18 protein-coding genes are annotated in these 19401 nt (G+C 61.7%); 8 read left to right on the top strand and 10 right to left on the bottom strand.

Translation table 11 applies throughout. The annotated features are described in order from the left end of the window. Window positions 1–45: 45 nt before the first annotated feature. The gene (locus tag ACHPFG_RS08835; protein WP_431702138.1) at window positions 46–1830 is read right to left on the bottom strand and encodes an ABC transporter transmembrane domain-containing protein; all 1785 of its coding nucleotides are present in this window, start codon (window positions 1828–1830) and stop codon (window positions 46–48) included. Window positions 1831–2076: 246 nt separating this feature from the next. Between ACHPFG_RS08835 and ACHPFG_RS08830 the strand changes: the two genes are divergently transcribed. Then, a complete protein-coding gene (locus ACHPFG_RS08830) occupies window positions 2077–2250 on the top strand; it encodes a PA1571 family protein (protein WP_053136589.1) in 174 nt (57 codons plus the stop codon). Window positions 2251–2304: 54 nt separating this feature from the next. Here the strand turns inward: ACHPFG_RS08830 and pdxB are convergent, their stop codons facing one another. After that, window positions 2305–3450, bottom strand: coding sequence for a 4-phosphoerythronate dehydrogenase PdxB (gene pdxB / locus ACHPFG_RS08825; protein WP_431702136.1), 1146 nt, complete (start codon window positions 3448–3450; stop codon window positions 2305–2307). Window positions 3451–3619: 169 nt separating this feature from the next. Between pdxB and ACHPFG_RS08820 the strand changes: the two genes are divergently transcribed. After that, complete coding sequence (locus ACHPFG_RS08820; RefSeq protein WP_090407797.1) at window positions 3620–5014, top strand: MATE family efflux transporter; 1395 nt, start codon at window positions 3620–3622, stop codon at window positions 5012–5014. Here ACHPFG_RS08820 and tusA read toward each other — a convergent pair. Together tusA and rlmM are read right to left on the bottom strand one after the other, a co-directional pair. After that, window positions 5011–5262, bottom strand: a complete 252-nt coding sequence (tusA, locus tag ACHPFG_RS08815) for a sulfurtransferase TusA (protein ID WP_431702135.1) — start codon at window positions 5260–5262, stop codon at window positions 5011–5013. The genes ACHPFG_RS08820 and tusA overlap by 4 nt on opposite strands. Before the next feature lie 27 nt (window positions 5263–5289). Next, a complete protein-coding gene (gene rlmM / locus ACHPFG_RS08810; RefSeq protein WP_046490414.1) occupies window positions 5290–6366 on the bottom strand; it encodes a 23S rRNA (cytidine(2498)-2'-O)-methyltransferase RlmM in 1077 nt (358 codons plus the stop codon). 196 nt (window positions 6367–6562) lie between these two features. Here rlmM and acnA point away from each other — a divergent pair, with 196 nt between their 5' ends. Beyond that, the gene (gene acnA / locus ACHPFG_RS08805; protein ID WP_431702134.1) at window positions 6563–9304 is read left to right on the top strand and encodes an aconitate hydratase AcnA; all 2742 of its coding nucleotides are present in this window, start codon (window positions 6563–6565) and stop codon (window positions 9302–9304) included. 131 nt (window positions 9305–9435) lie between these two features. Here acnA and ACHPFG_RS08800 read toward each other — a convergent pair whose 3' ends face one another. After that, on the bottom strand, window positions 9436–10374 hold the full coding sequence (locus tag ACHPFG_RS08800; protein ID WP_431702133.1) for an aspartyl/asparaginyl beta-hydroxylase domain-containing protein: 939 nt from the start codon (window positions 10372–10374) through the stop codon (window positions 9436–9438). Between the two features lie 127 nt (window positions 10375–10501). Next, the gene (cysK, locus tag ACHPFG_RS08795) at window positions 10502–11476 is read right to left on the bottom strand and encodes a cysteine synthase A (protein ID WP_108574007.1); all 975 of its coding nucleotides are present in this window, start codon (window positions 11474–11476) and stop codon (window positions 10502–10504) included. Between the two features lie 128 nt (window positions 11477–11604). On the opposite strand from cysK, the gene ACHPFG_RS08790 reads away from it, so the two are divergent. The 4 genes from ACHPFG_RS08790 (at window position 11605) to ACHPFG_RS08775 (ending at window position 15100) form a co-directional block, all read left to right on the top strand. After that, window positions 11605–12681 carry a DUF748 domain-containing protein gene (locus tag ACHPFG_RS08790; protein ID WP_431702132.1) on the top strand — a complete coding sequence of 359 codons (1077 nt, stop codon included), beginning with the start codon at window positions 11605–11607 and terminating at the stop codon, window positions 12679–12681. A gap of 66 nt (window positions 12682–12747) precedes the next feature. Then, window positions 12748–12984, top strand: coding sequence for a hypothetical protein (locus tag ACHPFG_RS08785; RefSeq protein WP_431702131.1), 237 nt, complete (start codon window positions 12748–12750; stop codon window positions 12982–12984). A 92-nt stretch (window positions 12985–13076) separates the two neighbouring features. Further along, window positions 13077–13922 (top strand): AAA family ATPase, encoded by an 846-nt coding sequence (locus ACHPFG_RS08780; RefSeq protein WP_003210690.1) that lies wholly within the window; start codon window positions 13077–13079, stop codon window positions 13920–13922. Then, entirely contained in the window at window positions 13922–15100 is a 1179-nt protein-coding gene (locus ACHPFG_RS08775) for a vWA domain-containing protein (protein WP_017848758.1), read from the top strand. The genes ACHPFG_RS08780 and ACHPFG_RS08775 overlap by 1 nt, the downstream gene beginning before the upstream one ends. Window positions 15101–15264: 164 nt before the next feature. Here ACHPFG_RS08775 and ACHPFG_RS08770 read toward each other — a convergent pair whose 3' ends face one another. Genes ACHPFG_RS08770 through ACHPFG_RS08760 form a run of 3 tightly spaced genes read right to left on the bottom strand, consistent with a single transcriptional unit; the run spans window position 15265 to window position 17611 of the window. After that, window positions 15265–16173 carry a biotin-dependent carboxyltransferase family protein gene (locus ACHPFG_RS08770; protein ID WP_431702130.1) on the bottom strand — a complete coding sequence of 303 codons (909 nt, stop codon included), beginning with the start codon at window positions 16171–16173 and terminating at the stop codon, window positions 15265–15267. Then, window positions 16170–16874, bottom strand: coding sequence for a 5-oxoprolinase subunit B family protein (locus ACHPFG_RS08765; protein ID WP_431702129.1), 705 nt, complete (start codon window positions 16872–16874; stop codon window positions 16170–16172). The genes ACHPFG_RS08770 and ACHPFG_RS08765 overlap by 4 nt, the downstream gene beginning before the upstream one ends. Further along, window positions 16871–17611: a 5-oxoprolinase subunit PxpA gene (locus ACHPFG_RS08760; RefSeq protein WP_431702128.1), complete on the bottom strand. Its 741-nt coding sequence runs from the start codon at window positions 17609–17611 to the stop codon at window positions 16871–16873. The genes ACHPFG_RS08765 and ACHPFG_RS08760 overlap by 4 nt, the downstream gene beginning before the upstream one ends. A gap of 175 nt (window positions 17612–17786) precedes the next feature. Between ACHPFG_RS08760 and ACHPFG_RS08755 the strand changes: the two genes are divergently transcribed. Continuing rightward, a complete protein-coding gene (locus ACHPFG_RS08755; protein WP_431702126.1) occupies window positions 17787–18701 on the top strand; it encodes a LysR family transcriptional regulator in 915 nt (304 codons plus the stop codon). A 155-nt stretch (window positions 18702–18856) separates the two neighbouring features. On the opposite strand, the gene ACHPFG_RS08750 is transcribed toward ACHPFG_RS08755, so the two are convergent. Continuing rightward, on the bottom strand, window positions 18857–19399 hold the full coding sequence (locus ACHPFG_RS08750) for a DUF2937 family protein (RefSeq protein ID WP_027604263.1): 543 nt from the start codon (window positions 19397–19399) through the stop codon (window positions 18857–18859). Window positions 19400–19401 lie beyond the last annotated feature (2 nt).

Below are 19401 nucleotides of genomic sequence, written 5' to 3'. Positions count from 1 at the left end.
ATGCCCGCATTGAGAGATGCGGGCATTTTTTATGGGCACCAATATTCAGTGTTCGAGACTTTCCTCAACCCCATCACTGAACTGCAACGCCGCCAACCGCGCATACAGTGGGTTGCTCGCAATCAGCTGCTGGTGCGTCCCCACCGCCACCAGCTTGCCCTGGTCCATTACTGCAATCCGGTCCGCATGCTTCACGGTCGCCAAACGGTGGGCGATGACCAGCGTGGTGCGCCCTTGCATCAACTGCGGCAACGCTTGCTGGATCAGGTGTTCACTCTGGGCATCCAGGGCGCTGGTGGCTTCGTCCAGCAGCAGGATCGGCGCGTCTACCAACAACGCGCGGGCAATCGCCAGGCGTTGGCGTTGGCCGCCGGAGAGGCCCATGCCGCCGTCGCCGAGGTGGGTCTGGTAGCCATCGGGCATTTGCAGGATGAAATCGTGGGCGTGGGCAATACGGGCGGCGGCTTCGACGTGCTCGCGAGTGGCCGTCGGGTTGCCGTAGCGGATGTTCTCCTCAACGCTGCCGAAAAACAGCGCCGGGCTCTGCGACACCAGGGCGAAGTGGCGGCGCAGGTCCAGGGGATCGAGATCGGTCAACGCCTGGTCTTCCAGCAGGATGCGGCCTTGCTGCGGATCGTAGAAGCGCAGCAACAGGTCAAAAATCGTCGACTTGCCCGCGCCGGACGGGCCCACCAGCGCCAGGGTTTCGCCGGCGTTGATGGTCAGGCTCAAGCCGTCGATGGCATAGCTGTCCGGCCGTGAAGGGTAGGAAAAGCGCAGGTCCTGCAGCTCCATGCGACCGCTGACACGCTCCGGCAACTGCACTTTGCCCGTGGCCGGCGCCTGGATCTCGTTGCTCGACTGCAACAGCTCACCAATGCGCTCAGCCGCACCGGCGGCACGTTGCAATTCACCGAGGACTTCGCTGAGGGTACCGACGGCGCTGCCGACGATCAGGCTGTAGAACACAAATGCGGCCAGCTCGCCGCCGGAAATGCGCCCGCTGATCACGTCCATGCCGCCGACCCAGAGCATCACGCCCACCGCACCCAGCACCAGCATGATCACCAGGGTGATCAACCAGGCGCGCTGCGCGATGCGTTTGCGTGCGGTGGAGAACGCCTCTTCCACGGTCACGGCAAAGCGCTGCTCGTCCTGCACCTGATGGTTATAGGCCTGCACGGTCTTGATCTGGCCGAGGGTCTCGGACACGTAGCTGCCCACATCGGCAATACGGTCCTGGCTCAGGCGCGACAAGCTGCGTACACGACGACCGAAGATCAGGATCGGCGCCAGTACCAACGGCAGCGCCACCACCACGATGCTGGTGAGCTTGGGGTTAGTGATGAACAACAGCACGATGCCGCCGATCACCATCAAGGCATTACGCAGGAACAGCGACAGCGACGAGCCGATCACCGATTGCAGCAAGGTGGTGTCGGTGGTCAGCCGTGATTGGATTTCCGAGCTGCGGTTGTTTTCGTAGAAACCCGGGTGCAGGTAGATCAGGTGGTTGAAGACCTGCCGGCGAATGTCCGCCACCACCCGCTCGCCGATCCACGACACCAGGTAAAACCGCGCAAACGTGCCCACGGCCAAGCCCAGCACCAACACCATGAACAGGCCGATGGATTGGTTGAGCAGGTGCGGCGACTGGGTCATGAAGCCCTGGTCCACCAGCAGGCGAATGCCCTGGCCCATGGACAAGGTGATGCCGGCGGTGACGATAAGCGCCATCAGAGCACCCAGTGCCTGCCAGCGATAGGGCGCGATAAAGCGACTGGCCAGACGAATCGCGCGGCGTTGACGGACTGAGAACATGAGGGGCATCACCTGATCGGAAAGGGTTGGTACCTGCCTGCTTACATGGGGGGAACTTGGGCGAATAACAATGAGTCAGGTTAATTATGCCCACCGATGCTGACCCCTAGAGGCTATCGGTCTAACGCCCGGCTGGAAATCCTTAGCGGTTTCTGGTGGACTGGACGTTCGAACTGGTGATCTCGTAAGGAGTTGTAACAGCGCGGTCACTCGGGGGTTATACAGTAGGTACACAACCTGATGAGGAGACAGGCCATGACCTTGCAAAATAGCAGCGATGCCAAAATTGAAGTAATCCGCCAGCCACAGCAGTTGCCTTGCTCCGTGATCGACGCCCAGGGCCGCGAAGTGCAGATTACCGAAGAGATGATCCAGCAAGCGTGCCGCGAGCTGGAACAGCGACTGGTCAAGCCTGCCCAGCAAGGCTGAAGCGCCCACGCTCTTTCAAACCCGGCCGAGGTGGCCGGGTTTTTTATTCGGTGTTTAAACGGTTGCCGCGCCCAATGCGGACACGATGCTCGCCAACACCGCCGACTCCCCATTCACAATGCGCACCTTCAAGCCATCGATTTCACGACGCTCGGGATAATGCTTGCGCAGCAAGTCGAACGCCTTGCGTTGTTCTTCGACGATACCCACCAGGCTACGGCGGAAATCCGCATCATCACGGCGCGGGTCGTACACGCTGCGGCACAACGTCGCGAGCGCCCAGGCCGGGTCGGTCGATGCGTTCAAATGCACCTCGGCCAGCCATGGTTGCGGCAACAAGTCGCTCAACTGAATGCTCTGCTCCTGGCCCAGATGCGCGCAGAACGCCTGATAGATCTGCGCCGTACCGCGCTGCTTGCCGTCAAGGCTATAACCGGCGATATGCGGGGTGGCCAACACACACAGGTCGGCCAGGTCGACGTCCACCTCGGGCTCGCCTTCCCACACGTCCAGCACCGCTTGCAGGTCTTCACGCGCAAGCAGCACGTCGCGCAGGGCGGCGTTGTCGACCACCGGGCCACGGCTGGCATTGATCAGCCAGGTGCCGGGCTTGAGGCGGCTGAGCCGCTCGCGATCAAACAGATGCCAGGTGGAACCATTGCCGGACTTGGTCAGCGGCGTGTGCAGGCTGATCACATCGCATTGCTCGATGATCTGCTCAAGGCTGACGTAATCGCCGTCTTCGGCGATCTGTCGCGGCGGGTCGCAGACCAGTACGTTCCAGCCCAGGCCCTTGAGCACTTCGATCAGCCGCCCGCCCACTTCACCGGCGCCGACGACGCCATAGGTACGCTGATTGAGGTCGGCGCCTTCGATCTCGGCCAGGGTTTGCAGGCTGCCCAGCACATAGTCCACCACGCCACGGGCATTGCAGCCGGGGGCGCTGGACCACTGGATACCGGCCTGCTTGAAGTAATCGAGGTCGAGGTGATCGGTGCCGATGGTGCAGGTGCCGACAAAACGCACCTTCGTGCCGTCCAGCAGGGCGCGGTTGACGTTGGTCACCGAGCGCACCAGCAGTACATCGGCCTGTTCGACGGTGGCACGGTCGATGGAACGGCCGGACACTCGGCGAATCTCGCCAAATCCTTGGAAGAACTCATCGAGCAGCGGAATATTTTCGTCGGCAACAATCAGCATGGGAGGCTCCTTGGGCGGATCAGCAGTGTACAGGGATGCGATCTTCAATGTGGGAGGGGCGGTGGCACGACCGCTCGCTTACAAATCGCTAACACAGGTTTTTTCCTGACCATTACGTCAAGGCGTAGAATCCGCCGGCCTTGCGCCTTTCTCTATTGGACACCCGTACGTGAACACTGCCACTGCCCCCCTTACCCGCCCCGCCCGCATCAGCCGGGAAGTGGGTGGCCTGATGACGCTCGCGCTGCCGATCATGATCGGCCAACTGGCAACCACCTTCATGAGCTTTGTCGATGCGGTGATGGCCGGCCGCGTCAGCCCCCAGGACCTGGCGGCGGTGGGCCTGGGCAACTCGATCTGGATTCCGGTGTACCTGCTGATGACCGGTACGCTGTTGGCCACCACGCCGAAAGTCGCCCAACGCTACGGTGCGGGCCACTACGGTGAAATCGGGCCGTTGGTGCGTCAGTCATTGTGGCTGGCCGTGGTGGTCGGCATCATCGGCTCGCTGCTGCTGCTCTGCGCCGAGCCGATCCTGCATGCCATGAAGGTTGAACCCGAGCTTATCGCCCCCACCATGGGCTACCTGCATGGCATCGCCGCAGGGATGCCGGCCGTTGCCCTGTATTACGTGCTGCGCTGTTTCAGCGACGGCCTGGGCCGCACCCTGCCCAGCATGGCCATGGGCCTGTGCGGGTTGGCCCTGAATGTCCCGCTGAACTACATCTTCATCTACGGTCACCTGGGCTTACCGGCCATGGGCGGCGTGGGCTGCGGCTGGGCCACGGCGATTGCGATGTGGGTGATGATGCTCGGCATGGCCGCCTGGACCCGCTGGGGAGCGGCCTACCAGAGCAGTGAACTGTTCAAGCGCTTCGACTGGCCGCAGTGGTCGGTGATCAAGCGCGTATTGGGAATTGGCCTGCCAATCGGCATCGCGATCTTTGCCGAATCGAGCATCTTTGCCGTCATCGCGCTGCTGCTCGGCAGCCTGGGCGCCACGGTCGTGTCGGGGCACCAGATCGCGCTGAACGTCAGCTCATTGGTGTTCATGATCCCCTATTCCTTGAGCATGGCCGTCACCGTGCGCGTCGGCCAGGCCCTGGGGCGTGGAGAGGCGCGGGAAGCGCGTTTTGCCGCCGGGGTCGGCATGGGCACGGCGCTGGCGTACGCCTGCCTGTCCTGCAGCCTGATGCTGGTGTTTCGCGAGCAGATTGCGGCGATCTACACCCCGGACCCGATCGTGATTCATCTGGCATCGACGCTGATCGTGTTTTCAGCGCTGTTCCAGTTCAGTGACTCGATTCAGGTCACCGCTGCCGGCGCCCTACGTGGCTACCAGGACACCCGCGTCACCATGGTGCTGACCTTGTTTGCCTACTGGGGCGTGGGGCTGCCGGTGGGTTACGCCCTGGGGCTGACTCACTGGCTGGGCGAACCCAGCGGGCCGAGCGGTTTGTGGCAAGGGCTGATCGTGGGGTTGAGCTGTGCGGCGGGGATGCTGCTGGTGCGCCTGGCGCGCAGTGCACGCCGGCGCATTCGCCTGGAGAAAGCGCGGGGTTAATCGGCCTTTTTGCGGATCCAGTACAAGTACGTACCGGCCTGCTCCTGCTGATCCACCAGTTCATGGTCGAGGAACACGCAGAACTTGGGAATATCGCGGCGCGTTGACGGGTCGGTCGCGATTACCTTGAGCAGGCCGCCGGGCGGCAGGTCGCGGATGTGCTGGTGCAGCATCATCACCGGCTCAGGGCAGTTGAGGCCCGTTGCGTCGAGGGTGCCATCAACGGCGGTGTTGAAAATATCGCTCATTGTCTACTCCTGAAACCGGCGCTCAGTTTAGCGGGCCTTGGTTTTCTTCACATCCACCAGCCGACGCAGGTGGCAGGTCACTTCTTCACGGTCGTGATACAGCTGTTTGCAGCCGATCTCCACCCGAATGCCACGCGCCTTGAAACCGTCCTCGATACGTTCCAGCAGGCGCTTGACCTCGGCGTAACGCTGTTTCATCGGCAACTTCAGGTTCACCACCGCCTCGCGGCAATACCCTTCGCCGATCCAGGTCTCAAGCAGCGCCGCATTGCGCGCCGGCTTTTCGACGATGTCGCACACCATCCAGTCCACCGGCTGCTTGGGCACGAAGGTAAAACCGTCGGCCATCAGGTGCTGCACCAGGCCGGTGTCCATCAGGCTTTCGGCCATGGGGCCGTTGTCGATGGCGGTCACCAGCATGCCACGGTTGACCAGTTGCCAGGTCCAGCCGCCCGGGGCTGCGCCCAGATCGACGCCGGTCATGTCGCCATGCAGGCGCTCGTCCCACTGGTCGCGGGGGATAAAGTGGTGCCAGGCCTCTTCCAGCTTCAGGGTCGAGCGGCTGGGCGCGTCCCGGGGGAATTTCAACCGCGGGATGCCCATCGGCCACATCGCCGAGTTATTCGACTCGGCCAGGCCCATGAACACTTCGCGGCCGCTCTTGAAGGTCAGCAGCAGGCGCGGCTTGCTCGGGTCGTCCACCAGCTTGCCCGCGTTCAACAAGGCTTTGCGCAGGTGCACTTCGAATTTCTTGCAGAAGTTCGAGAGTTCCTTGCCGTCATTGGTGTCGACCATCTCCAGCCACAGGCTGCCGCACACCGGGAATTCACGCAGGTGAGCGAGGATCACGCTGATACGGTCGGTTTCCGGCAGGTCGATAAACACCCCGCGCGCCCACTGCCGCGGGAAGATCAGCTCGGCAAAGCGCTGGCCGTGCATCAGGCGCTGGGCGCCGTCTTCTTCGGTGCAGACAAATTCGGCGCAGGCGCTGCCGGTCTTGGCCTTGGCGTAGCCGGAAACGTTCAGGCGCGCGGCGTGTTCCGCGATCTCGGAACAGACTTCGCCCTCAAAACCCGGGCGGCAGTGCATAAAAAGGGTGTTCATCGACTCTCCTGGTGACTCAACTGACGTCGCGCTATCGCAATGCCTGTCATGAAAACGCGCGCATGATAGCCGAGTTCGGAACCTTGGTTCTGTCCATAGAGTCCAGTAATTAGCCAGCTACTGAAAACAGCGCTAGTTTGAAAGCTCTGTTCGTCCCGTCAGGTCCGTAGCCGTGCGGACCATAAGGAGTCATGTAATGTCATCCCTTGATAGCCTGAGAACCCTTAAAACTTTAGAAATCGACGACAAGACCTACCACTATTTCAGCCTGCCCGAGGCCGCCAAGAGCCTGGGTGACCTGGACAAGCTGCCGATGTCCCTCAAGGTGCTGCTGGAAAACCTGCTGCGCTGGGAAGACAACAAGACCGTCACCGGCGCCGACCTCAAGGCCATTGCCGCCTGGCTCAAAGAGCGCCAGTCCGACCGCGAGATCCAGTACCGCCCCGCCCGCGTCCTGATGCAGGACTTTACCGGCGTACCCGCCGTGGTCGACCTGGCCGCCATGCGCGCCGCCGTGGCCAAGGCCGGCGGCGACCCGCAGCGCATCAACCCGCTATCGCCCGTGGACCTGGTGATCGACCACTCGGTGATGGTCGACAAGTTCGGCAACGCCGACGCCTTCGAGCAGAACGTCGACATCGAAATGCAGCGCAACGGCGAACGCTACGCCTTCCTGCGCTGGGGCCAGAGTGCCTTCGACAACTTCAGCGTGGTACCGCCGGGCACCGGCATCTGCCACCAGGTCAACCTCGAATACCTGGGCCGCACCGTGTGGACCAAGGACGAGGACGGCCGCACCTACGCCTTCCCCGACACCCTGGTGGGCACCGACTCCCACACCACCATGATCAACGGCCTCGGCGTGCTCGGCTGGGGCGTGGGCGGGATCGAAGCGGAAGCGGCGATGCTCGGCCAACCGGTGTCGATGCTGATCCCGGAAGTGATCGGCTTCAAGCTCACCGGCAAGCTCAAGGAAGGCATCACCGCCACCGACCTGGTGCTGACCGTCACCCAAATGCTGCGCAAGAAAGGCGTGGTGGGTAAGTTCGTCGAGTTCTACGGCGACGGCCTGGCCGACCTGCCCCTGGCGGACCGCGCGACCATCGCCAACATGGCCCCGGAATACGGCGCCACCTGCGGCTTTTTCCCAGTGGATGAGGTGACCCTGGACTACCTGCGCCTCTCCGGTCGCCCGGCTGCCACCGTGAAGCTCGTCGAGGCCTACACCAAAGCCCAGGGCCTGTGGCGCAATGCAGGCCAGGAGCCGGTGTTTACCGACAGCCTGGCCCTCGACATGGGCAGCGTCGAAGCCAGCCTCGCTGGGCCAAAACGTCCACAGGACCGTGTGTCCCTGCCCAACGTCGGCCAGGCGTTCAGCGACTTCCTCGACCTGCAATTCAAGCCCACCAACAAAGAGGAAGGCCGCCTGGAAAGTGAAGGCGGCGGCGGTGTGGCCGTGGGCAACGCCGACCTGGTGGGCGAAACCGACTATGAATACGAAGGCCAGACCTATCGCCTGAAAAACGGCGCCGTGGTGATCGCCGCCATCACTTCCTGCACCAACACGTCCAACCCCAGCGTGATGATGGCCGCCGGGCTGGTGGCGAAAAAAGCCGTGGAGAAAGGCCTCACGCGCAAACCCTGGGTAAAAACCTCCCTGGCGCCCGGCTCCAAAGTGGTCACCGACTACTACAAGGCCGCGGGCCTCACCCAATATCTGGACAAACTTGGCTTCGACTTGGTGGGTTATGGCTGCACCACCTGCATCGGCAACTCCGGGCCGTTGCCTGAGCCGATTGAAAAAGCCATCCAGAAGGCCGACCTCGCCGTGGCCTCGGTGCTGTCCGGCAACCGCAACTTCGAAGGCCGCGTGCACCCACTGGTGAAAACCAACTGGCTGGCCTCGCCGCCCCTGGTAGTGGCCTACGCCTTGGCGGGGACCGTACGCATCGATATCAGCAGCGAACCGCTGGGTAACGATCAACAGGGTAATCCGGTGTATTTGAAGGACGTCTGGCCGAGCAGCCAGGAGATCGCTGACGCAGTAGCGCAAGTCAGCACCGGCATGTTCCACAAGGAATACGCCGAAGTGTTCGCCGGCGACGAACAGTGGCAAGCCATTGAAGTGCCACAGGCCGCGACCTATGTGTGGCAGAAAGACTCCACCTACATCCAGCACCCGCCGTTCTTCGATGACATTGCCGGCCCCCTGCCGGTGATCAAAGACGTCAAGGGCGCCAACGTACTGGCGCTGCTGGGCGACTCGGTGACCACCGACCACATCTCCCCCGCCGGCAATATCAAGGCCGACAGCCCCGCCGGCCGCTACCTGCGCGAGCAAGGCGTGGAGCCGCGTGACTTCAACTCCTACGGCTCACGCCGCGGCAACCATGAAGTGATGATGCGCGGCACCTTCGCCAACATCCGCATCCGCAATGAAATGCTCGGCGGCGAGGAAGGCGGCAATACGCTATACATCCCCACCGGCGAGAAAATGCCGATCTACGATGCAGCCATGAAGTACCAGGCCAGCGGCACACCGCTGGTGGTGATCGCCGGTCAGGAGTACGGCACCGGCTCCAGCCGCGACTGGGCAGCCAAGGGCACCAACCTGCTGGGGGTCAAGGCGGTGATCGCCGAGAGCTTCGAGCGGATTCACCGTTCCAACCTGGTGGGCATGGGCGTGCTGCCGCTGCAGTTCAAGCTGGATCAGAACCGCAAGACGCTGAAGCTTACGGGTAAGGAGAAGATCGATATTCTCGGCCTGACCGAGGTAGAGATCGTGCCGCGGATGAACCTGACGCTGGTGATTACCCGGGAGGATGGCAGCCGCGAGAAGGTCGACGTGCTGTGCCGGATCGACACCTTGAATGAAGTGGAATACTTCAAGTCGGGGGGGATTTTGCACTATGTGCTGCGGCAGTTGATCGCCTCTTAAGAACACAGGAGATCAAATGTGGGAGGGGGCTTGCTCCCGATAGCGGTATGTCAGTCAAAACATCTATGACTGATCCACCGCTATCGGGAGCAAGCCCCCTCCCACACTTTGACCGCGTTTAACGTTTCAGATCAGCCGAACAACCACCTCCACAACAGCACCAGCACCACCACCGCCAGCACCGGCCGCGCAATGCGGTAAGCCTTCGGATGCTTGCGCTTCCACTGCTTGACCACGCCGCTGAACTTGTCGCTGAAGGTCTTGCTCCAGGCGTAGGCCTGGTTGATGCCGCCGACGCGCTCGTCATCCAGGTTCTGCGGCGCGGTGGCGCGGCCCAGTTGCTTGCTGACCCAGCGGTTGACGCGGGTCATCAGGCGATTGCTCAGCGGGCGTTCGATGTCGCAGAACAGGATCACGCGGGTCTGTTCGGTTTCGTTCTTCACCCAGTGCACGTAGGTTTCGTCGAACATCACGTCGTCACCGTCGCGCCAGGCATACACCTGGCCGTCGACGAAGATGCGGCAGTCGTCGGAGTTCGGCGTGGACAAGCCCAGGTGATAACGCAGGGAACCGGCAAACGGGTCACGGTGCGGGTTGAGGTGGCTGCCGCCCGGCAACAGCGCGAACATCGCGCCCTTGACGTTGGGGATGCTGCTCACCAACGCCACGGTTTTCGGGCACAGCGCCTCGGCCGATGGCAGGGGTTTGTCGTACCACTTGAGGTAGAAACGCTTCCAGCCCTTCTTGAAGAACGAACCAAAACCGGCGTCGTTGTTCTTTTCGGCGGCGCGGATGTAACCCTCGTCGAACAGGTGCATGGCCTCTTCGCGGATCACTTCCCAGTTGTCCTTGAGTACGTCCAGTTCCGGAAACTTGCTGCGGTCCAGGTACGGCTTGGACGGCACCGCCGAAAACAGGTACATCAAGGCGTTATAGGGGGCGAACAGCGCCGAATGGTTGACGAACTGACGCAACATCGGCAAACGGGCCTTGCCGCGCAAGTGCACATACAGCGTGCTGCCGATAAACAGCAACAGCACCGACAGTTTGGCGGCCAAAGAAAAGGTCATGCAGCAACTCCTGGAAATAAGCGCCTGGCCAACAGCCTCCCGGCGATGGGAGACCAGACGTAACAGCCGGCCATGATAAACAGTTGGGCCATTATGCAGAAGGCCCAGGCTGACCGGCTGACATAAATCAAGCCTGGTTTTCTTGCTCGGTAAACAAATCGCTGAACAGCATGCTCGACAGGTAGCGCTCACCGGAGTCCGGCAGGATCACCACAATGGTCTTGCCCTGCATTTCCGGTTTCTCGGCCAGGCGCACGGCCACGGCCATGGCAGCACCGCAGGAGATACCGCACAGGATGCCCTCCTCCTGCATCAGGCGCAGGGCCATGGCCTTGGACTCGTCGTCGGTCACCAGCTCCACGCGGTCGACCATCGACAGGTCGAGGTTTTTCGGCACGAACCCGGCGCCAATACCCTGGATCTTGTGGGGGCTGGGCTTGATCTCTGCACCGGCCAGGGCCTGGGTGATCACCGGCGACACCATCGGCTCGACAGCCACCGACAGGATCGGCTTGCCCGCCGTGTTCTTGATGTAGCGCGACACACCAGTGATGGTCCCACCCGTGCCGACGCCCGCCACCAGCACGTCCACGGCGCCATCGGTGTCGTTCCAGATTTCCGGGCCGGTGGTTTTTTCGTGGATGGCCGGGTTGGCCGGGTTTTCGAACTGGGCCGGCATAAAATAGGTGGCCGGGTCGCTGGCAACGATCTCGCCCGCTTTGTCGATGGCGCCCTTCATGCCCTTCGCCGGCTCGGTCAGGACCAATTCAGCGCCGAGGGCCTTGAGCACCTTGCGTCGTTCGATGCTCATGGACGCCGGCATGGTCAGCAGCAACTTGTAACCACGGGCAGCGGCGACAAAGGCCAGGCCGATACCGGTATTGCCGGAAGTCGGTTCCACGATGGTCATGCCCGGCTTGAGTTTGCCGGTGCCTTCGGCGTCCCAGATCATGTTTGCGCCAATGCGGCACTTCACCGAGTAGCCCGGATTACGTCCTTCGATCTTGGCCAGGATGGTCACGCCACGCGGTGCGATACGGTTGATCTGAACCAGGGGCGTGTTACCGATGGAGTGCGCGTTGTCTGCAAAGATGCGGCTCATGGCGGGTCCTATTAGGCGGTTTTCAGAAAGGCTCCAAGGGTATGCCTCGTGTTGCAAAGCGTCCAGTCGAAGGAACGTTGCGCCTGTCGCAGAGGTCCACCCCACTATATGGACAGAGGACCCTCCCCATGAAACGTCGCTACAGCTGGCCACTATGGACCATTGCCGGATTGCTGGTGGTCCTGGTCGCCGTGAGCATCGCGCTGCCCTATCTGGTGCGTAACTACCTGAATGACAAGCTCGCCAACATGGGCGATTACCGCGGCCAGGTGACCGACGTGGACCTCGCGCTGTGGCGTGGCGCGTACCGGATCAACGGCCTTGAAATCATCAAGGTCGACGGCAAGGTGCCCGTCCCGTTCGTCAAGGCGCCGCTGATCGACCTGGCGGTGAGCTGGCATGCTCTTTGGTACGACCACGCGGTGGTGGCCAAAGTGCTGTTTATCGAGCCCGAAGTGAACTTCGTCGACGGCGGCGCCAACAAGCAAGCCTCCCAGACCGGTAAGGGTACCGACTGGCGCGAGCAGTTGAGTAAGTTGGCGCCCATCACCCTCGACGAAGTGCGCATCAAAGACGGCAAGATCGCCTTCCACAACTTCAGTTCCAAACCTGTGGTGAAGATCGACGCGACCGACGTCAACGCCAGCTTCTACAACCTGACCAATGTGGTGGACGTCAAAGGCCGGCGCGACGCGCGCTTCGACGGCAAGGCCCTGCTGCAAGGCCAGGCCCCGTTGGAAGCCACCGCCACTTTCGACCCGCTGAGCAATTTCGAGAATTTCGAGTTTCGCTTCCGCGCCAGGGACTTGCAGCTCAAGCGCATGAACGACTTCGCCTCGGCCTACGGCAAGTTCGACTTCAAGGCCGGCACCGGGGACGTGGTGATCGAAGCCCAGGCGGAAAAAGGCCAGTTGACCGGCTACATCAAGCCGCTGTTGCGCGATGTGGAGGTCTTCGACTGGCAACAGGACGTGGACAACAAGGACAAGAACATCTTTCGTTCGATCTGGGAGGCCGTGGTGGGCACCAGCGAGACCGTGCTGAAGAACCAGGCGAAGAACCAGTTCGCCACCCGCGTGGAGCTGAGTGGCAGCGTACACCAGCAAAATGTCAGCGCGTTCTCCGCATTTTTGGCGATTTTACGTAATGGTTTTATCCAGGCATTCAATGCGCGCTATGAACAGCCCAAGCCCTCGGCGGATTGAGCCCGGCCAGTGCCGCCCACTATGATGCCGTTCCCTACACCCCAACGATTGAGTAAGGACACTGAAATGCGCATCGTAGGCTGGATACTGACAATCATGGGCTATCTGTGGGCCTATTCAGGCGTGGTGAAAATAGCCGCGGCCGCCATGAACGGAGGGCCATTTGCGCAACAGTTCATTTTCACCGGCCTGGGTACGCTGATCGTGGCTGCACTCGCCCTTTGGGGCGGTAGCAAGCTCAGGGATAGAGCCGACGCGCGGGCGTGGGAGACGGAAAAAAACAAGAAGGGATCTGGGGCGTGACCCGTCATTCAGAGACTGAATAACCCGTCTGCGTTCACAGTCGCCGGGGCCTCGCGGTATAGTCGGGCATTGATGAATTCGAGGAATGACCGATGAAGTTCGAAGGCACCCAGGCCTACGTTGCCACCGACGACCTGAAACTGGCCGTCAACGCTGCCATCACCCTGGAGCGCCCGCTGCTGGTCAAGGGCGAGCCCGGCACCGGCAAGACCATGCTCGCCGAACAACTGGCCGAGTCCTTCGGCGCCAAGCTGATCACCTGGCACATCAAGTCCACCACCAAGGCCCATCAGGGCCTGTACGAGTACGACGCGGTCAGCCGCCTGCGCGACTCGCAGCTGGGCGTGGACAAGGTGCACGACGTGCGCAACTACCTGAAGAAAGGCAAGCTCTGGGAAGCGTTCGAGTCCGAGGAGCGGGTGATCCTGCTGATCGATGAAATCGACAAGGCTGACATCGAGTTCCCCAACGACCTGCTGCAAGAACTCGACAAGATGGAGTTCTACGTCTACGAAATCGACGAGACCATCAAGGCCAAGAAGCGCCCGATCATCATCATTACCTCCAACAACGAAAAAGAGCTGCCGGACGCGTTCCTGCGCCGCTGCTTCTTCCACTACATCGCCTTCCCCGACCGCACCACCCTGCAAAAAATCGTCGACGTGCACTACCCCGACATCAAGAAAGACCTGGTCAGCGAAGCGCTGGACGTGTTCTTCGACGTACGCAAAGTGCCGGGCCTGAAGAAAAAACCATCCACCTCCGAACTGGTCGACTGGCTCAAGCTGCTGATGGCCGACAATATCGGCGAAGCGGTGCTGCGCGAGCGCGACCCCACCAAGGCCATCCCGCCCCTGGCCGGTGCCTTGGTCAAGAACGAGCAAGACGTGCAGTTGCTGGAACGTCTGGCATTCATGAGCCGTCGCGGTAATCGCTAATGTTGCTCAACCTGTTCAATGAAATGCGGGCCGCCAAGGTCCCGGTGTCGGTGCGCGAGCTGCTCGACCTGATCAACGCGCTGAAACAGCGCGTGACCTTCGCCGACATGGACGAGTTTTACTACTTGGCCCGGGCGATCCTGGTCAAGGACGAGCGGCATTTCGACAAGTTCGACCGCGCCTTCAGCGCCTATTTCAACGGCCTGGAAAAGCTCGACGACCACCTGCAGGCGCTGATCCCCGAAGACTGGCTGCGCAAGGAATTCGAGCGCTCGCTGAGCGATGAAGAGCGCGCGCAGATCCAATCCCTGGGTGGCCTGGACAAGCTGATCGAGGAATTCAAAAAGCGCCTGGAAGAACAGAAAGAACGCCACGCCGGCGGCAACAAATGGATCGGCACCGGCGGCACCAGCCCGTTCGGCTCCGGCGGCTACAACCCGGAAGGCATTCGCGTCGGCGACGCCGGCAAGCGCCAGGGCAAGGCGGTAAAAGTCTGGGACCAGCGCGAGTACAAGAACCTCGATGACCAGGTGGAACTGGGCACGCGCAATATCAAGATCGCCCTGCGCCGCCTGCGCAAGTTCGCCCGCCAGGGTGCGGCCGAAGAGCTGGACATCGACGGCACCATCGACCACACCGCCCGCGATGCCGGGCTGCTGAATATCCAGATGCGCCCGGAACGGCGCAACACCATCAAGCTGCTGTTGCTGTTCGATATCGGCGGCTCGATGGACGCCCACGTGAAGATCTGCGAAGAGCTGTTTTCTGCGTGCAAGACCGAGTTCAAGCACCTGGAGTACTTCTACTTCCACAACTTCGTGTACGAGTCGGTGTGGAAGAACAACCAGCGCCGCACCTCCGAGCGCACCTCCACCCAGGACCTGCTGCACAAGTACGGTGCCGATTACAAAGTGATCTTTATCGGCGATGCGTCGATGGCGCCGTATGAAATCACCCAGGCCGGCGGCAGCGTCGAGCATTGGAATGAAGAACCGGGGTATGTGTGGATGCAGCGCTTCATGGCCAAGTACAAGAAACTGATCTGGATTAACCCGTATCCCAAGGATACGTGGGGCTATACGGCCTCGACGGGGATTGTGCGGGAGTTGGTGGAGGATCAGATGTACCCGCTGACGCTGCGCGGGCTTGAGGAAGGGATGCGCTTCCTCTCCAAATAAACGCCGATCCCCATAATGCAGGAGATCTCCTGTGGGAGGGGCGGTGCGACGATTCGACTTGCTCCCGATGGCGGTGGTTCAGTCACTGATGTGTTGACTGACACACTGCTATCGGGAGCAAGTCGAATCGTCGCACCGCCCCTCCCACATTTTAAATTGCGGTGTTATGTAAATCGGCGCAAATACTCGACATGCTGCCGATGCGCCGTTTCCTGCACCACCGGCGCCAACCTCACCTTTTCCCCCGGCAAACACTGCGCCAGCCGCGCCAGCGCCAATGGCGTCAACGCACCCAGACGCGGATACCCGCCAATGGTCTGCCGGTCATTGAGCAACACAATCGGCTGCCCATCCGGCGGCACCTGGATGCCACCCAACGGGATCCCTTCGGAAATCAGCGACGGCCCCTGGTACTGCAACGGCGTACCGAGCAAGCGCATGCCCATACGGTCGGCGCGACTGTCCAGGACCCAGTCGGTGTTGAAGGCATCGAACAGGCTCTGGCCGCTGAACTGGCCAATTTGGGCGCCGACGATCACATCCAGCGGCGCCTTGGCGGGCAGCGCCTGTGCGCTCAGCACTTTCATCGCTCCGCCGGCACCGGAATAGGCCAAGCGCCCGCCTTCGGCCAAGGCCTTGCCGAAACCGTCCGGCCCGCCCAGCGCTTCACGTACCACCGTGGCACAACTGCCCAGCACATCCGGCGCATCAAACCCGCCCGGCGCGGCCAGGTAAGCCCGCGCGCCGCTGAACGGCTGGGTAAAGCGCAGGCGCTGGCCCTTCTGCAGGATAAAACTGCGCCCGGGGCTGATCGCACGTTCATCGATATACGCGCCCAAATCCGCCCCGGCCAACGCCAGCAGACAGTAGTCCTCGGCCTGTACGGTAAAACCACCCAAGGTGATTTCCACTACCGGCGCATTCAGCGCATTGCCCAACAGCCAGTTGGCCCACGACATTGACACCCAATCCAGCGCGCCGCCTTGGGTTACGCCCAGGTGGCGCACGCCAAAACGACCGGCGTCCTGCAACAGGCACAGCGGCGTGCTGGCCTCGATGATCAAGCGGCTCATGCCTGCGCCTCCAACGGCGTGTCATCGCCACCCAGATTGATAAATTCGGCGTGGCTGACGGATTCAAAACGCACCGTGTCACCGGGCTGCATCAGGCTGTAGCCGTCGCGCTCGCGGTCAAACAGCTTGGCGGGGGTGCGGCCAATCAGGTTCCAGCCACCGGGGGACACCACCGGGTAGGCGGCGGTTTGCCGCTCGGCGATGCCTACGCTGCCGGCCGCCACGCGTTTGCGTGGCGTGCTCAGGCGCGGTGTGGCGAGGATCTCATCCACCAGCCCCATAAAGGCAAAACCGGGGGCGAAGCCGAGGGCGAACACCTGGTATTCGTGGGCGCTGTGGCGGCGGATCACCTCGTCGACGGCCAGGCCACTGCGCTGGGCGAGCAACGTCAGTTCAGGGCCGACACTCAGGTCATACCACACCGGCAGCACATGGCACTGGCCGCTGCCCTGGGCCTGGGGTTGCAGGTCGGCGAGGGCCTGGTCGATCAATGCCCGTGCCTGGGTCGGGCTCAACGCGGTGAGGTCGTAATGCAGCATCAGGGTGGTGTAGGACGGCACCAGGTCTACCAGTGCCGTGCCGAAACCAGCTCGCAGGCGCTGGGTGGCGGCAAGCATCCACGGCATATTGGCCTCGGCGATCACGTCGAACAGCCGCACCATCAGGCAGTCGATGGCCACCACTTCAATCCGTAGCTTCATACCGGCTTCAACGCCTCACGGATGCGCTTTACGGCAGCGACCGAGCTGGCGTTGTCGCCATGTACGCACAGGGTATTGGCGCGCAATAACAACGAGCTGCCATCGCTGGCGGTCAGGGGTTCGCCACGAGAGAGCGTCAATGATTGCTGGACGATGACCTCGGGATCATGGTGCACAGCGCCCGGCAACTGGCGCGAAACGAGATGGCCGTTACTGTCGTACGCACGGTCGGCAAAGGCTTCGAACCACAGGATTACCCCATACTCATCACCCAATGCCTGAGCCGCACTGTTGTCGCGGGTGGCCAGCAGCATCAGCGGCAGGTCGCCATAAGCAGCCACCGCCTGGATCACCGCCCGCAGTTGCGCCGGGTTAGCCATCATGTCGTTGTACATCGCGCCGTGGGGTTTGACGTAGCTGACCCGCCCGCCCTGGGCACGACAGATGCCATCCAGTGCGCCGATCTGGTAATGCAGCAGGTCCTGGATTTCCTCGGGCGTGTAGGCCATGGAGCGGCGGCCAAAGCCTTGCAGGTCCTGATACGCAGGGTGCGCGCCTACCTGTACGCCGTGCTTGAGCGCCAGGCTGACGGTCTTGCGCATGATGCTCGGATCGCCGGCATGAAAGCCGCAAGCCACGTTGGCGCAATCGATGAACGGCATGACCTCGGCGTCCAGACCCATGGTCCAGTTGCCAAAGCTCTCGCCAATGTCGCAATTCAATAGCAGACGGCTCACGGTGGTTGCTCCTGTAGGCTTTGTTTTTTTGTAGTGTGGGATTTTTTACGCAGAACTCGCAACTTGTCCTGATACCCCAACGGCGCTTATCGTGGAATGGCTCGATTTTTGGCGCTTGCCCGGTGCGGCGTCCAACTAATAAAAACCGATCCATGCATAAGAAAAAGTTGATCCCATGAATTTGAAGTTCCTCGAAACCTTCGTCTGGGTGGCCAAGCTCAAGAGCTTCCGCCTGACCGCCGAGAAGCTGTTCACCACCCAGGCCTCGATTTCCAGCCGCATCGCCGTGCTGGAGAGCGAGCTGGGGGTGAAGCTGTTTCTGCGCGACTCCCGGGGCGTGAGCCTGACCCCGGAAGGCTTGAAGGTGCTCGATTATGCCGAGCAGATGATGGTGACCATGCAGGGCCTCAAACAGTCCCTGGAAACCACCAGCAGCAAGGTCGGACGCATCCGGATCGGCGCAATGGACACGGTGATCCATACCTGGCTCAGCCCGTTGGTGGCGGAACTGATGGACCACTTCCCGTTGGTGGAAATCGAATTGATCGCCGATACCGCACTTAACCTCAGCGATCAGCTGCAAAAAGGCTTTCTCGATCTGATCCTGCAAACCGACCTGCTGCGCCTGGAAACCGTGCGCAGCCTGGAACTGGCCAGCCACCCCATGGCCTGGATCGTCGCCAGCCAGTCGATCTACAACCGCGACTACGCGTCCCTCGCCGAACTGGCCCAGGAGCGCATCATCACCTATTCGAAAAACTCCCACCCTCACCAGGACGTCCTCAGCCTGATGCAAGCCAACGGCGTGGCCGCGCCACGGATGAACTGCGTGAACTCGGTATCGGCGATTACCCGTCTGCTGCGCGATGGCTTCGGGATTGGCGCACTGCCGCCGGTGCTGGTCAGCGAAGAACTGGCGCGTGGCGAGTTGGTGATGTTGCCGATGGCGCAGAAACTGCCGAACCTGCAGGTGGTGGTGTCGTGGCGCGTGGGGGTGGAGTTGGTGGAGGAGATTGTCGGGCTGTGTCAGAAGGTGGTTGGCCGCTATGCCGAGGAAGTCGGTGAAGAGCGGATGATGCTGACCCCCTGACGAAACTCGATTAAAACTGTGGGAGGGGCGGTGCGACGATTCTACTTGCTCCCGATAGCGGTGGATCAGTCACCAGATGTAGCGACTGTTACTCTGCTATCGGGAGCAAGTCGAATCGTCGCACCGCCCCTCCCACATTGGATTTGTGCCGGTCTTTAGAGGCCTTTCAGGTCCCGCTCTTCGATTGGCCGGCTCTGGCGCAAGCGCTTGCCGCCCAGCACCACCCAGTCGATCAGGCGGAACAGGCACTCCAGGCCGAACGACAGCAGCATCGCCCCGCCCAGGCCCCAGCCCATGGCTTCAGGGGTCAGCAGGATCTGGTAGCTGTAGCCGTTCCAGGTTTCCAGGCGGATATCCGGGTCGGCGGCCACCGCCACTTGCAGGGCGCGGATGTACCACGGGCCTTGCATGGCCTGGAATTGCTTGTCCAACGCCACCTGGCGGTCAAGCATCGCGCCCAGGCTGTTGGCATCGCTCTGGAACACCGGGTCATCGCTGGCGCGGTAATGCGCCACCAAGGCCTTCAAGTCACCGTTGAAGAACTGCCGCGCGGTGGTTTCAAACCCGCTCAGGCCGGTTTGCGCCTCGATCAGGTGGGCTTCGACGCGCTTGGCGTAGTCGTTGATAAACCCCGGCACTTGCACGCCGACCAACAGGCCAATGGCAAACAGCACCAACCGCAGATAACTGAGCAACATGG

This window comes from Pseudomonas sp. BR20, assembly GCF_050780135.1.
GTDB lineage: Bacteria > Pseudomonadota > Gammaproteobacteria > Pseudomonadales > Pseudomonadaceae > Aquipseudomonas.
Note: the sequence above shows the minus strand (reverse complement) of the source record. Positions and strands in the feature narration are given on the sequence as shown.